General features: G+C 44.9%; 11 protein-coding genes and 2 pseudogenes. 8 read left to right on the forward strand and 5 right to left on the reverse strand.

The features are described from left to right. Window positions 1-140 precede the first annotated feature (140 nt). Window positions 141-461, reverse strand: a pseudogene (locus ACE1AQ_RS10125) (Uma2 family endonuclease); the annotation flags it as partial. Window positions 462-552: 91 nt separating this feature from the next. On the opposite strand from ACE1AQ_RS10125, the pseudogene ACE1AQ_RS10130 reads away from it, so the two are divergent. Next, a pseudogene (locus ACE1AQ_RS10130) lies at window positions 553-795 on the forward strand (helix-turn-helix domain-containing protein); the annotation flags it as partial. A gap of 303 nt (window positions 796-1,098) precedes the next feature. On the opposite strand, the gene ACE1AQ_RS10135 reads toward ACE1AQ_RS10130, so the two are convergent. Then, window positions 1,099-1,272 (reverse strand): hypothetical protein, encoded by a 174-nt coding sequence (locus ACE1AQ_RS10135; protein WP_172456625.1) that lies wholly within the window; start codon window positions 1,270-1,272, stop codon window positions 1,099-1,101. A gap of 434 nt (window positions 1,273-1,706) precedes the next feature. On the opposite strand from ACE1AQ_RS10135, the gene ACE1AQ_RS10140 reads away from it, so the two are divergent. Then, on the forward strand, window positions 1,707-2,489 hold the full coding sequence (locus tag ACE1AQ_RS10140) for a PEP-CTERM sorting domain-containing protein (protein WP_253257684.1): 783 nt from the start codon (window positions 1,707-1,709) through the stop codon (window positions 2,487-2,489). Between the two features lie 116 nt (window positions 2,490-2,605). On the opposite strand, the gene ACE1AQ_RS10145 is transcribed toward ACE1AQ_RS10140, so the two are convergent. After that, window positions 2,606-4,177, reverse strand: a complete 1,572-nt coding sequence (locus tag ACE1AQ_RS10145; RefSeq protein WP_002758276.1) for a Na+/H+ antiporter — start codon at window positions 4,175-4,177, stop codon at window positions 2,606-2,608. Window positions 4,178-4,312: 135 nt separating this feature from the next. Here ACE1AQ_RS10145 and ACE1AQ_RS10150 point away from each other — a divergent pair, with 135 nt between their 5' ends. Both ACE1AQ_RS10150 and ACE1AQ_RS10155 read left to right on the forward strand, forming a co-directional pair. Next, a complete protein-coding gene (locus ACE1AQ_RS10150; protein ID WP_110544005.1) occupies window positions 4,313-4,852 on the forward strand; it encodes a DUF3038 domain-containing protein in 540 nt (179 codons plus the stop codon). A gap of 306 nt (window positions 4,853-5,158) precedes the next feature. After that, window positions 5,159-6,493 carry a DUF4335 domain-containing protein gene (locus tag ACE1AQ_RS10155; protein ID WP_110543954.1) on the forward strand — a complete coding sequence of 445 codons (1,335 nt, stop codon included), beginning with the start codon at window positions 5,159-5,161 and terminating at the stop codon, window positions 6,491-6,493. Window positions 6,494-6,647: 154 nt separating this feature from the next. Here ACE1AQ_RS10155 and ACE1AQ_RS10160 read toward each other — a convergent pair whose 3' ends face one another. After that, window positions 6,648-6,914 (reverse strand): TIGR02450 family Trp-rich protein, encoded by a 267-nt coding sequence (locus tag ACE1AQ_RS10160; RefSeq protein ID WP_002737176.1) that lies wholly within the window; start codon window positions 6,912-6,914, stop codon window positions 6,648-6,650. A gap of 129 nt (window positions 6,915-7,043) precedes the next feature. Continuing rightward, window positions 7,044-7,658 (reverse strand): transcriptional repressor LexA, encoded by a 615-nt coding sequence (lexA, locus tag ACE1AQ_RS10165; RefSeq protein WP_008200125.1) that lies wholly within the window; start codon window positions 7,656-7,658, stop codon window positions 7,044-7,046. 50 nt (window positions 7,659-7,708) lie between these two features. On the opposite strand from lexA, the gene ACE1AQ_RS10170 reads away from it, so the two are divergent. The 4 genes from ACE1AQ_RS10170 to ACE1AQ_RS10185 all read left to right on the forward strand — a co-directional run bounded on the left by ACE1AQ_RS10170 (window position 7,709) and on the right by ACE1AQ_RS10185 (window position 14,576). Beyond that, the gene (locus tag ACE1AQ_RS10170; RefSeq protein WP_081504660.1) at window positions 7,709-7,939 is read left to right on the forward strand and encodes a hypothetical protein; all 231 of its coding nucleotides are present in this window, start codon (window positions 7,709-7,711) and stop codon (window positions 7,937-7,939) included. Between the two features lie 542 nt (window positions 7,940-8,481). After that, on the forward strand, window positions 8,482-12,036 hold the full coding sequence (nifJ, locus tag ACE1AQ_RS10175) for a pyruvate:ferredoxin (flavodoxin) oxidoreductase (RefSeq protein ID WP_110543952.1): 3,555 nt from the start codon (window positions 8,482-8,484) through the stop codon (window positions 12,034-12,036). Between the two features lie 2 nt (window positions 12,037-12,038). Then, window positions 12,039-13,064, forward strand: coding sequence for a dihydroorotate dehydrogenase-like protein (locus ACE1AQ_RS10180; RefSeq protein WP_008200133.1), 1,026 nt, complete (start codon window positions 12,039-12,041; stop codon window positions 13,062-13,064). A gap of 297 nt (window positions 13,065-13,361) precedes the next feature. Then, the gene (locus ACE1AQ_RS10185; RefSeq protein WP_008205188.1) at window positions 13,362-14,576 is read left to right on the forward strand and encodes an ATP-dependent 6-phosphofructokinase; all 1,215 of its coding nucleotides are present in this window, start codon (window positions 13,362-13,364) and stop codon (window positions 14,574-14,576) included. Window positions 14,577-14,674 lie beyond the last annotated feature (98 nt).

Consider the following 14,674-nt stretch of genomic DNA (forward strand, 5'->3'; position numbering starts at 1 on the left):
TCTAGGTTCTGTGTGATAAGTTTAACTTATATAGGATCGATCAATCTTTGTGTCCTTTGTGTCTTTGTGGTTCCTTCCACTCGCTCGCTAGGAAGAATGTATCTTAGAATACATTTTGCCCACCAAACCTAAGAGAGCCGATATTTTCCCTCTTTTTGCCATACTGCCCAACTTTTCCGGTTTTGGTTTCTAGTGGTTCCTAATACTACAAAAAAGTCAAGTCCTCTAAAGTATTCTGATTTTTTCTGATTTGGGCTGTAGTAGATGGTTAAATTCCAGGTTGCAAAGTAATCTTCTCTATCTTGCCATAACCATTCTAGGCATTTTATCAACAAAATAATCTGAGTTAGGTGTAAATTACTTTCCCAGGTTGGTTCATCACTCCAAAATTCGCCATTGGGGAAGATTATCTCATCTTTTCGGGCAGTTTGGCTAGGGGATAGGGGTTGAGTTCTAGTCATCGGAAATTTGGGTCTGAAACCCCGTCGTTCTAGGTTGGCTTTGCTGTTAAATATGAGCATCGTTTACACGATATATGCTAAAATGTGAGACATGGAAAAAGCCTATTCTTACCGATTTTACCCCACACCCGAACAAGAGTCGCTATTGCGGCGCACTTTGGGCTGTGTAAGATTGGTTTACAATAAGGCACTCCATCTCAGAACACAAGCATGGTACGAAAGACAAGAAAGAGTAGGATATACTGAAACTTCTTCAATGTTGACTGATTGGAAAAAGCAAGAAGAATTAAACTTTCTCAATGAAGTAAGCTGTGTTCCTTTACAACAAGGGTTAAGCATAAATCGACTAAATCTTTATCTGGCAAGAGATTTAATTGATTAGTTCGCTCTAGATCGAAAACAGTTGACAAAAATCGCAGCAACACCTGTCTCTATAAGGGTTTCATTCCTTATAACCCCGTCCATTGCATAAGACAAACCGAAGAACCCGTTAATTAAATCTCTATATTGTTGAGCTTTTCGCAGCAGCCTGTCATCGGTGGTCAGGAAAATATCAGCGCCCCCCGCTTCAGCAAAAGCCAGATGTAAGGCATCATAAAACTTAAAACCCAGTTGGGAGGTACGGAGTAGGGGCAATTCATGAATTGCCCCTACTGGCGATGGGCGTTTCCCTCGATACCATCCAACGGGCAGCTTCTACAGTAGCTTCTTGCCAAAATTCGGCATCAGTAGCAGCTATATCTGAATAATCTATATCAGAATCTTTCATCTGACCAAGGAGCTTTAATTGTTCCTCTCTCGACATACTCATAATAAATAATCACCTAAGTAGGTAGGCGTTAAAAATCATCAGATCCCCCCGCCTATCGGCACCCCCCTTATCAAGGGGGGCAGGGGGGATCGAACCTAAAATCCATTTTTAATTTAATTATAACCAGCTACTTAACAATGTTAGCGAAATTTTGAACCCTATGACCGAATCTGACACACCGCGCCACAATCCCTCACGGAAGGCGATAGGTCGCCTGAGAAGCAGTAAAACAGGGGAAAATACCTGAGACTCTTTCCCCTATGAATCCCTAAGCTAGGGAGAAGAATGTAAAGATTTATTAAATTGTAGCTTAAGATACAGTGCGGGGGGGGTAATGTGTATCCTTTTGTCATCTCCTTTTGGTGTTGGGTTGGAGTGTTGCTTGACCTAGCTGCGAGGGGGGCGATCGTACTAACCACTCAAGGATTAGAACAATGAAAAATAGAACTTTAGCTGTAACTCTTGGGACTGCTGTAATAACTACAGCGATAGGATTGGGAGTAAATCCTGCCTCGGCGGCACCATGTGATAAGACACAAGTAGTTACAGTTCCTTATACATGGACACTTAGTCAAACTACTGGACCTGGTAAAAATAATATTTCTGTTTTTCAAGAGAATAATGGTCCAATAGGAAATACAACTAGCGGTAACGGAGTATTAAATGGTGGATTTAATATTGATAAAATATTCAATCCACCTATAAACTTTTGTCAACAATTAGATCCTTTACCCCAGAATGTAACACTCAATATAACTGGAATTCTAGATGGAATTTATGCAAATACTACATTAGGTGGAACTTTGCAGGGCGCGATTATCGAGACTTATACAAAGAGTGATGCGTCTATTGATTTATTACCTGCTTTTCCGCAACAAATACAAGGAACTGGATCAGGTGATTTTTCTTGGACGAATACGGCTAATAAAGCTGTAGGTATAGGATTTATTCCATATACGGGAACACTTAACGTATCAACTAAATTTGGCTTTGGTTCAGGTACATTAGGAGACCTTATAAGGCTACTTAGTCAGTTGCGTATTAGTGGTAGTTTAATTCAGCCTACTACAGTTAATATTCGTTATACTTTACCTGTTCCCGAACCAACCTCAACCCTCAGTCTCCTAGCCATCGGCACACTAGGCGCAGCTTCAACCATCAAGCGCAAACTAAAACCCTCCCAATCCACTGAAAAAGAAACTACAAAAGTCTCCTAAAATCCCCCATAAAACCCCACAAAAACCCCTTCATTAATTGGAGGGGTTTTTGTCATAAAACCCAGTCGTTGGTCGTTAGGAGAATTGAGATTGATTGTATATACCCCAAAATAGTCCTACTGTTCACTAATTTTACTTTCAGCGAGAATTTCTTGGAGGACGGGGGATAAATTGCTAGTTAAACGGCCGGATCGAATAAATTCAGCGTAGGTATCAGCTTCGATATCTAGGAGGGTTTCCCGAAGTTGTTCCATTGTCAATAGCTGTAATTGGGGATAACTATCGTTGAGAGATTGTATTTCCGCTTCTACAGTCTTTAACTTTTCTTTGACGAGATGCTGCTCATAACTAAAAAATTCTGGGGCAACATCGGGAGATTTATCTAACTTAGAAAGATAGTCTAAAACCCTTTTTAAAGCTACCCGTCGGGCTAAAAGTTCCGCATAGTTTTCTCGAATTGGTTGATCACCGATCAAGTCTAATCTCGATAGGAAAGTTTGAATAGTTAATCCCTGAACCAAAAGGGTAAAGAGAACAACTCCGAAGACGATATCGATGATATCCTGACGATTGGGAAAAATAACCGGCACACTTAAAGCTAGGGCAATAGAAACGGAACCGCGCAAACCTCCCCACCATAAAACCGTTTTTTCTCGCCAATTAATTTTAGTTTCCATCAAGGCATTACTAACAGTTGCCAAAGCAAAGGTAGCCAGAAAACGGGCCGCTACCACGGCGGCGATCGTGATAAAAATTAAATTGAGATTATCGGCTAAACTGGAGAGACGAATCTGATCGCCGATGAGAAGAAAAACGATCGAATTGACAAAAAAAGCGAGAAACTCCCAGAATTGCGTGACTAATAGGCGGGTACGGGGACTCATACTAATTCTAGAGCCAAAATTACCCAAAATAATCCCCGTAGTCACCACTCCGATTACCCCCGAACCCCCGAACTCCTCGGTTAGTAAATAAGCACCGTAGGCGGACACAAGAGTTAAAGACTGTTCCACTAGGGGTAAATCCAGACGTTGAGTCAGATAGGAAATACCAAAACCCACTAAACAACCCACTGCCACCCCGATACCGATAAAAGCCGCAATCCGGCTAATGGTTGTCTCTAAGGATAGACCACTAGCACCGAGGGGAATTTCCACCAAAAGAGCGAAAGCGACGACAGCAACCCCATCATTAAATAAGCTTTCCCCTTCCAAAAGCACGGTGAGGTTTTTACTGGCCCCTAATTCGCGAAAAAGAGCGACAACAGCGACGGGATCCGTAGAAGAAAGGCTCGCACCCACTAATAATGCCGTAAATAGGGGTAAATTGGTCAATTCATCTAGGGTAAAACCAACCCCGAAAATCGAGATAATTACGCCGACAATAGCGAAAAGACTGACGGGAATCCAATTATCCTTCAGATCTCGCCAGCGTGTATTCCAAGCGGCTTCAAATAGCAAAGGGGGCAGAAAAATTTCTAGAATCAGTTCGGGGGATAGGTTCACCAGACGGATATCGATGAAAGCTAAACCTAAACCGACTATCACTAACAATAGGGTGTAAGGAATTTGGCGAAACCAGCTAAAAATCCTCGAAACCGTGGCCACACTCAGGGAAACGGACAAAACAATTAGAAATTGTTCTAAATTTTGCTTAATGACTTCATCGGTAGCGGATTCTAAACTCATTGGGTGGGAGGCAATCGGTGAGCGGACGTGCAAGAAAAGAACAATCTAAATTATTATGACACTTTAGAACCAGTGATTTTTTCTCCTAAACCCAAGTTTTTCTGCTGGCAATTCCTTTTATCTATGTCCTTGACTATGCCTCAGTCTGCCGAGTCCTCCACGGGTGAGGATTTACCCCTAGCTATCTCACCCAGTAACGAGCAGTTAAAGAGTATTAATAGCTATTTAAACCTGATTTTGGTAGCTTTAGTCTCTCTATCTAATTTAGACTCCGATTCTATCACCCAAGCAGCCCAGGAATTAGCCTTAGATGCAGATACAAGCGATCGCCTAGTTGCCCACCACTGGCAACCCCAGTCAAACCTCTCCCTAGCGGACATCCGTTCTCTAGTTCTCCTCCTCTGTCATCTAGCCCAAAAAAAGCAAGAGTTAATCCGTCGCGCTGTAATTCTCTTGGAACAAGTGGGAACTCAAGGACAAGAACCAGTCAAAACCACGCTTTTGGGCAATTATATCGATAATTTTCGCTTAAAATACCCAGAAATATCGGAAAATAATCTCAGTGATTCTAGCCTTGCTTCCCTAGCTTGGAAATTATTAATCGATTTATTGTTCTACAGCAGCCCCCGCAGTCATCTCCTTCTTTGGCACACCCTTTTGGCAAGTAAAAAGTAAAAAGGCTATCAGTTATCAGTTATCAGTTATCAGTTATCAGATGTAAGTTTTCAGTTCACTGATTACTGTTTACTGTTTACTGGACGGCTACGCCGTGCCTTTGGCAACACTGAAAAAAAGCTTCCCAGTTCATAATTCATAATTCATAATTCATAATTCATAATTTATAAGTACCTAAGCAAAATTAATTACACATATCTAACCACCTCTTGCCTCTTGCCTCTTGCCTCTTGCCTCTTGCCTATCTTCACTAGGAAATTAATTTTGCACGACTACTTAATTTATAATTCCCGCCGATAACCAAAAATGAGTAATCTAATTCGCAAATATACACCCCCCACCTGTACCCTAGAAATTTGGGGAAATAGTTCGCCCCTAGCGGTTTGGCTAGGTAAAAATGTCTTAAACGATGCCCACTTTCAATTGCGCTTTGATGATCCTAGATTGAGTGAGGAAAAACAGGTGACGATCAAAGGCGATCGCACACAATTACAACTACTAGGGGAAATTGTCGCTAATTATGTGCAGAATTTACTCTCTAGTCCTGTTTCTACCCTCTCTTTCGTGGCTAGTGGTTCTCCCGAAAGTCATCTCCCCTCCTTGCCTTCTCTCCGTTGTCAGGGACTTCTCCAGCATCAATTATTTTTAGGTTCCCTGCTAACCGATAGGGATAAACAGGAGATCGAATTAACCACATCGCAATTATTCGATCTAGCCAATGCTTTAGGGGAATATAACCATGAAAGCCCCCTAATACCCCCATTAATTCGCCAGAAAACTCGAAAAAATGCCCTGATCTGGACGGGATTAATCGCCTCAGCCCTAATAACTATCGGGGGAATAGCGATCGCATTTTATCAACAGCAACAAGCAGTCAACAATGATTTAACCAGCGATCCTAATAGCGCCAAGATTCCCCAACCCTTGCCAACGCTGCCTTTACCCCCCACGGGAACGGTCGCCCCAAACCCGCAGTTACCGGCAAATTTGGGCAATAAAACCCCTTTACCGCCACCGCCGCCCGTGGCAACCGTTCCAGCCCCAGTTCGCCCCTCTAGCGTCCCCCTAGTGATTCCGCCGCCCACTTTACCGCCGCCACCGGTCACAGGTTCGCGTCCAGGCGGCACGGCGATCGTAATTGAACCGAATAATCAGAAAATCCCGATTACTGCCCCCCCCGTCACTGGCGATCAGGGTACAAACGCACTGGCAAATGTCCCACCCACCACGATGAATCCGACTCCAGCACCGCCAAAATTGCCCAATTTACCGCCTATAAGCCCTATTAACCCCGAAAATGTCAATTTAGACCCCAAGCCGCCCACAAGCACCGCTAAAGCCCCAGAGACGAATTTACTAGATACAATTCCCCAAGTGGCAGAAACCAGAGAATATTTTCAATCCCGTTGGCAACCGCCGGAAAGTCTCAAGCATACTCTAGAGTACCGTTTGGTCTTAAATCAGGATGGTTCCCTAAAACAGATTATTCCCCTGGGACAGGCGGCGAAAATCTATCTCGATCGCACTAATATGCCCCTGCTCAATCAACCTTTTGTTTCTCCCCTCGATGTCCCCGGTAATCCCCAATTGCGTCTGGTGCTTGGTTCTGATGGTACGGTGCGGACCTTTATGGAACAGTAATAGGCTGTACTGCATTTAAGTAGCTGGTTATAATTAAATTAAAAATTGATTTTAGGTTCGATCCCCCCTGCCCCCCTTGATAAGGGGGGTGCCGATAGGCGGGGGGATCCCCCTTAATAAGGGGGGCATCTGATAATTTTTAACGCCTACCTACTTAATTAACAATAATCTCGTCGGCGCTGTCAGGTTGGTTCATTTCCGTTAGGGTTTGCCAACCTGATTGCCAGAGATTCGCGTCTTGCAACTGTTTAGCATTAATCCAGAAGCGGACAGTCGGATCGCAGGAAGCGACTAATTCCGCAAAAACCCATTGACCGCGATTTTGACGATTGACCACTTGAAAATGTCGCCAGCCCCATGTTTTTTGTTTTGCCGTCCATTTTGATCCCAAGAGATGGGGATATTTCTGTTTTTTGGGCATAAAAGTTAAAACACCTGAGTTCGGGATAGGCTAAAACCCTTATATTATCCTAGTCTGCCAACCCGGTTCTTTTCCCGGAGCCAAGGAGGGGAAAAATTATCGGGGCGCTTAAGTGCGCCCCAGTTTTGGCTAATAACCGCGCCAAACACCAACCAAAACCCCTTGTACTTGTACTTGTTCGGTATTGACTGTAATTGGTTGATATTTTTGATTGGAGGGTTGGAGAGTGATGATTTCTCCTTCTTGGTAGAAACGTTTTAAAGTAGTGCCGTGGCCTTCGACTCTAGCGGCGACGATTTCCCCATTGGACACCGCTTCACTACCCGTGAGAGAACGCATAATCACCAGATCGCCATCGGCAATATGATCCTCGATCATGCTGTCTCCGGAAACCCGCAGAGCATAACAGTCTTGACTGCGTTGCAACAGGTTAGAGAGATCGAGTTTTTCTTCCACATCGGTGAAGGGTTCCACTAAACCACCGGCAGCGATCACGCCTAGAACCGGTAAACCTTGCACTGGTTGTTTGAGAATCCGCAGGGTGCGTGCTTTTCCTTCTGTCCAATCAATATAGCCTTTGGCGCGTAAACGTTCTAAACGGCTTTGAATCGGTGCGGGAGAGCGTAAATTCATCGCTCGCATCATTTGCCGAATAGAAGGGGCGTGTTGAGTAGTGCGAATATACTCAATTAGCCAGTCGTACAACTCCTGTTGCGCTTGAGTAAGGGTTTCGAGGTTAGTCATGATCTATTTTCCTATCCTTGGGTTAAGATAATTTGTACTTTAGTTCATTTGTGTTTAACCTAGTACATCTTAACTTCATCGGCCGACTAAATCAACTGGTTATTAGACCGCTGGCAAAAATCAAAAATTGTCGTGGTTGGTTAGGAGACTCCGAGACAGGAGACTCCGAGACAGGAGACTCCGAGACAGGGGATTATTTCTATTTATTCTTCCGACACCCCACACCCCACACCCCACACCCTGCCACCACCGAAAAACTTTTTGCCGCAAACCCTAATTAATAATTCATAATTCCTTCTCCCTGCTCATAGACAGTCTTAATGAGTAATTTAGATAGTCAACAGCTTATCTTCTGACCTAGCACTTTTTTAAAAAAAGTATCATTAATTTTTAAGTAGTCGGACATAAATTCTGTTGTCTATCTTAAGAAATGTAAATTACCGCAATTCTTCCTGACGACCGACGACCGACGACCGACTCCTTACCCCACCCACAGTTAACTTTACTTTTGTCCAACTACTTACTTATCAATTCTCAATATTAATTAATCCCAGTGTCGGTTGCTGGCAAACTCAGCAGCGTATTAAGAAAAAATAACGAATTGCTAGAAAGCCCAGAATCTGGATAATGATCGAGGTGGAGACAGAAAAATTGCTCTACTTAAGCCTGTCTGCCGTAAGCGTCCAATAGTAGATAGGGAGTCAAAAGCGACGCTCAAAGAAAATCCTTCGGTTGTCAGGGAAACGAGAGGATATTTAGTGCGAAATTGAGCCGTAAAAAAACTTAAAATCCCGACAAATATCGTAAAAACTAAGGGGAACACATGACCAAAAAAACCTATGCAACCATAGACGGTAACGAAGCTGTTGCACGCGTTGCCTATCGTCTCAGTGAAGTAATCGCTATTTATCCTATCACTCCCTCCTCGCCTATGGGTGAATGGTCCGATAGTTGGGCAGCCGAACGCAGAGCTAATCTCTGGGGAACCATTCCTTCCGTAATCGAAATGCAGAGCGAAGGTGGGGCAGCGGGAACCCTGCACGGAGCGCTACAAACAGGCTCTTTAACTACCACTTTCACCTCCTCCCAGGGATTACTATTAATGCTCCCCAACTTCTACAAAATTGCTGGGGAATTGACCTCTTCAGTGGTCCATGTGGCGGCCCGTGCTTTAGCAGCCCAAGGATTGTCAATTTTTGGGGATCATAGTGATGTCATGTCTGCCAGAAGTACGGGTTGGGCTATGTTAGCGGCTAATTCCGTTCAAGAAGCTCATGATTTGGCCGCTATCGCCACAGCTACCACACTAGAAACACGGCTTCCTTTTCTGCACTTTTTTGATGGTTTTCGTACCAGTCATGAGGTGCAAAAAGTCGAATTAATTAGCGATGAAACTCTCAAAGAACTAATTGATGAAGACCTAATTATTGCCCATCGTCAAAGAGCTTTAACTCCCGATCGACCGGTGTTACGAGGCACGGCACAAAATCCCGATGTTTATTTCCAGGCAAGGGAAAGCGTCAATCCTTTCTATCATGCTTGTCCCGATATCACTCAAAAAATTATGGATCGTTTTGCCCAATTAACAGGACGGCAATACCATCTCTATGAATACCACGGTGCGCCCGATGCCGAAAGAGTGATTATGTTAATGGGATCGGGAGGGGAAACCGTCCATGAAACCGTGGATTATCTCAATCAAAATGGGGCGAAAGTTGGGGTTTTAAAAGTTCGTCTCTATCGTCCCTTTGCCGCCGAAAAATTACTGGCAGCTCTGCCCACCACGGTGAAAAAAATAGCCGTTTTAGATCGCTGTAAAGAACCCGGTGCCGGGGGCGATCCGCTATATTTAGACGTGGTAAATGCCTTTATGGAAGAGTACGAAGGCCAGCTGCCGAAAATTGTGGGAGGACGCTACGGTTTATCTTCCAAAGAATTTACTCCAGCCATGGTTGCTGGCATATTTGATAACTTAAGTCTCGACAAACCGAAAAATCATTTCACTATCGGTATCGTTGATGATCTCACCTTTTCCAGTTTGGAATATGACCGCAGTTTCTCCACTGAACCGGACGAAGTAGTGCGGGCGGTTTTCTACGGTTTAGGTTCCGATGGTACGGTGGGAGCTAACAAAAACTCAATTAAAATTATCGGTGAAGATACTGATAATTATGCCCAGGGTTATTTCGTCTATGATTCCAAAAAATCTGGCTCCGTCACCGTTTCTCACCTACGCTTTGGCCCCCATCCGATTCGCTCTACCTATTTAATCACTGATGCTAACTTTATCGCCTGTCATCAGTGGGAATTTGTCGAACAATTTGATCTGCTAGAAACCGCTAAACCGAACTCAATTTTCCTCCTCAATAGTCCCTATCCACCGGAGGAGGTATTTAGTCACTTACCCCGCCATCTCCAGCAAACTATCATCGATAAAAATCTGCAAGTTTATACGATTAATGCCACTCAAGTGGCCAAAGAAGCGGGGATGGGCAGTCGGATTAATACCGTGATGCAGGTGTGTTTCTTTGCCCTAGCGGGGGTTTTGTCGCGGGAAGATGCGATCGCACAAATCAAAAAAGCCATCCGCAAGACCTACGGCAAGAAAGGAGAAGAAATCGTGCAGATGAACATCAAAGCTGTGGATTCTGCCCTAGAACACCTCTATCAAGTCCTAATTCCCGCTACTGTCACCCCTGAAGCTTTTGAATTAAGACCAGCGATTCCCGACAACGCACCCGCTTTCGTCCAAGAAGTCCTCGGCAAAATTATCGCCCGTCACGGGGACCAACTGCCCGTTAGCGCCCTTCCCAACGATGGGACCTATCCCACCGCCACTAGCCAATGGGAAAAACGCAATATTGCCCAAGAAATCCCCGTTTGGGATGCGGATGTCTGTGTTCAGTGCGGTAAATGCGTTCTCGTTTGTCCCCACGCCGTTATTCGCTCGAAAGTCTATGATGAGGCCGAATTAGCCACGGCCCCGGAAACCTTTAAAGTCGCTAATGCTAAGGATCACGACTGGAAAGGGCTAAAATTCACCATCCAAGTGGCCGCCGAAGATTGTACCGGTTGCGGTCTCTGCGTTGATGTTTGCCCCGCTAAAAACAAATCGCAACCGCGTCTAAGAGCGATTAATATGGCTCCCCAATTGCCCCTGCGAGAACAGGAACGAGTTAACTGGGATTTCTTCCTTAATTTGCCTAATCCAGACCGATTAAGCCTAAATCTCAATAAAATTAACCATCAGCAAATGCAGGAACCTCTCTTTGAGTTTTCCGGCGCTTGTGCCGGTTGTGGTGAGACTCCCTACGTTAAATTAGTCAGTCAGCTATTTGGCGATCGCATGATAGTGGCTAATGCCACCGGTTGTTCATCTATCTACGGAGGTAATTTACCGACAACGCCCTGGGCAGTTAACGCCGAAGGTCGCGGTCCGGCCTGGTCGAATTCCCTCTTTGAAGATAATGCCGAATTTGGCTTAGGATTCCGAGTTTCCATCGATAAACAGGCAGAATTTGCCGCCGAACTTTTACAAACCCTTGCTAGTGAAATCGGAGAAAGTCTAGCGGCAGATATTCTCAATTGTCACCAAGTGGATGAAGCGGAAATTTACGAACAACGGCATCGGGTAGAGGCCCTAAAATCCCGTTTAGGGCAATTAACCCCGACCACGCAGGTGAAAATGTTGTTATCCGTGGCCGATTATCTAGTCAAGAAAAGCGTCTGGATTGTCGGGGGTGACGGTTGGGCCTACGACATCGGTTATGGTGGCTTGGATCACGTTTTAGCCAGTGGTCGCAATGTGAATATTTTGGTCATGGATACGGAAGTTTACTCGAATACGGGCGGCCAGGCCTCGAAAGCTACTCCTCGCGCCGCCGTAGCTAAATTTGCTTCTGGTGGCAAACCAGGACCGAAAAAAGACCTCGGTTTAATGGCCATGACCTACGGTAACGTCTATGTGGCCAGCGTGGCTATGGGGGCAAGAAACGAGCAAACGATTAAAGCTTTCTTGGAAGCGGAAGCTTATAACGGGCCATCGTTAATTATCGCCTATTCTCACTGTATTGCTCACGGGATCAACATGACCACCGCCATGAACCATCAAAAAGAAGTGGTGGAAAGCGGTCGCTGGTTAATGTACCGTTATCATCCCGATTTAGCTAAAGAAGGCAAAAATCCCCTGCAATTGGACAGCCGTGCGCCTAAACTTACCGTAGCGCAAACTCTCTACTCGGAGAATCGCTTTAAGATGTTGGCCACCAGTAAGCCGGAGGAAGCTAAACGTCTGCTCAAAGAAGCACAAGCAGATGTGGATACGCGCTGGCAAATGTATCAGTATTTAGCAGCAAAAGGTACAGGGAGCAACGAATAGTTATGAATCTACACACTACCTACATGGGTTTACAATTGCGATCGCCGCTAGTCATCGGTGCGGCCGCACCCTTGAGCGAGGATATCGACAATATCAAGAAAATGGAAGACTTTGGAGCCGCTGCCGTGGTTTTACACTCCTTTTTCGAGGAGCAGATTAAACAGGAAAGACTGGCTTTACACCATCATTTTACCCACGGAGCCGAGAGTTTTGCGGAAGCTTTGACTTATTTTCCCGAACCGGAGGTTTTTCACGTTGGTTCCGACGAATATCTCAACCATATTCGCAAAGCCAAAGAAATGGTCGATATTCCCATTATTGCCAGTCTCAACGGTGAGACCTCTGGGGGATGGTTGGAGTATGCCATTCAAATTCAACAAGCGGGCGCTGATGCTTTGGAGTTGAATGTTTATTATGTTCCCAACGACCTAGAATTAACCGGAAATCACGTCGAACAAAACTACGTTGATATCCTCAAAATTGTCAAATCGGAGGTATCAATTCCCGTCTCGATGAAGTTAAGTCCCTACTTTAGCAATACGGCCAATATGGCTAAACAATTAGCGGAAGCGGGGGCCGATGGGTTGGTATTATTTAACCGTTTCTATCAGCCGGATATCGACTTAGAAACCTTAGATGTTCACCCTAATATTATCCTCAGTAATCCCCAAGCAATGCGTTTACCCCTGCGCTGGATTGCCATGCTTTACGGTCGTGTAGCGACGGATTTTGCCGCTACCAGTGGCATTCATAACGCCATCGACGTGATCAAAATGATGATGGTGGGGGCAAAAGCGACCATGTTAGTTAGTGTTTTATTACGCCACGGTTTGGAGGAAATTACCAAGATCGAACAGGGTTTATTGCATTGGTTGGAAGAAAATGAGTACGAATCGATCGAGCAGTTAATTGGCAGTATGAGTCAAATGAATTGCCCGGATCCGACTGCTTTTGAACGGGTACAGTATATGAAAGCTCTGCAAAGTTACGAACCTGTTTGGAAACGTTTTCAAACCGCCGGTAAATAAAAGTGGGAAGCTTTTTTCAGTGTTGCCAAAGGCACGGCGTAGCCGTCCAGTGATCAGTAATCAGTAATCAGTGAACTGAAAACTTAAGTAGGTAGGCGTTAAAAATTATCAGCCACCCCCCTTATCAAGGGGGATCCCCCCGCCTATCGGCACCCCCCTTATCAAGGGGGGCAGGGGGGATCGAACCTAAAATCGATTTTTAATTTAATTATAACCAGCTACTTAACTGAAAACTGAAAACTTACATCTGATCACTGATAACTGATAACTGACAAAAAAATCCTGGAGGATGTAACCATGAACGAGAATCAAAAGAAAAAAATCGGCATTCTGACCAGTGGTGGCGATTGCCCGGGGTTAAATGCGGTAATTCGTGCCGTGGTGAAAGCATCAAAACTCAAGGGTTGGGATGTGTACGGCATTCCCTACGGGACCGACGGTTTTATGCAGATTGCTGAGGGGAAATATCACCCCCAAGATTTGATCCTGACTCAGCATGGCTATGACCTACCCGGGATATTGAAAGGATTAGACGTTTTGCAGTTTCTTAGTGGTAGTGTTTTGGGTTCTTTGAGCAAAGGACATCCCGAAAACCCAGAAATTGCCACGAAAATCCTGCAAGGATACGAAATGCTAGGATTAGATGCCCTGATCGTCGTCGGGGGCGATGGGAGCGTCGATATCATCTACGATCTCGCCCAGAAAGGCAACTGGAATATTATCGCGGTTCCCAAAACCATCGATAATGACGTTCCCTATACGGAATGGTCCGTCGGTTTTACCACTGCCGTGGATATCGTCACTCAAGCTTTGTATGATCTCACCTTTACCGCCGCTAGTCACGAAAGGGTGATGATTGTGCAGGTTATGGGTAGAGATGCCGGTCATTTGGCCCTTCATGCGGGGATTGCCGGGGGGGCCGATGCGATTTTTATTCCCGAATTAACCCCGGCTCTCACTCCCGAAATTATCGACGGTTGTTGTGATCATTTGGCACAATTACGGGCCCAAGGTCGTAAATTCGCTCTCATTGTCATTTCTGAGGGGGTTAGAAACGAAGATAACCAAAAAGAGAAGTATATTGGCGATTATTTAGAAAAATTGATAGTTGACAAAACTCGCTCTTTATGCGTTACCGATCCCGTCTTCTGTTATCTCAATTCCATGGATGTGCGGGCCATGTCTTTGGGACACCTGCAAAGAAGTCGTCCTCCTTTGGCCATGGATCGACTGTTAGCCACGGCTTTTGGCATTAAGGCTGTAGAATTAATTGAACAGGGAAAACTCGATCGCGTGGTGATTTGGCGCGGGGGACAAGTGCGTAGTTTGCCACTGAAACCAGTGATCAAAATTATCAAACAATGTCATCAAGAAAATCGCTGTGCCTATCCCGTGGCTCCTGATGGTTTTATTGTGAAAACAGCCCGTTCTTTGGGAATTTACCTAGGGGAAAATACCACGACCACGACCGAGACGGCAGTAGTTCCGCAAGCTGTGGAGGCGTTGGTTTAGTTATAATAAAGCGAGAAGGGTTGCTAATACTTTCTCGCTTTGTTAATTGGTTAAGATTAGGCATTTCTAAACGCTACAATTACGGGAGATACTGACAG

The sequence above is a fragment of the Microcystis sp. BLCC-F209 genome (assembly GCF_041928595.1).
Lineage (GTDB): Bacteria > Cyanobacteriota > Cyanobacteriia > Cyanobacteriales > Microcystaceae > Microcystis.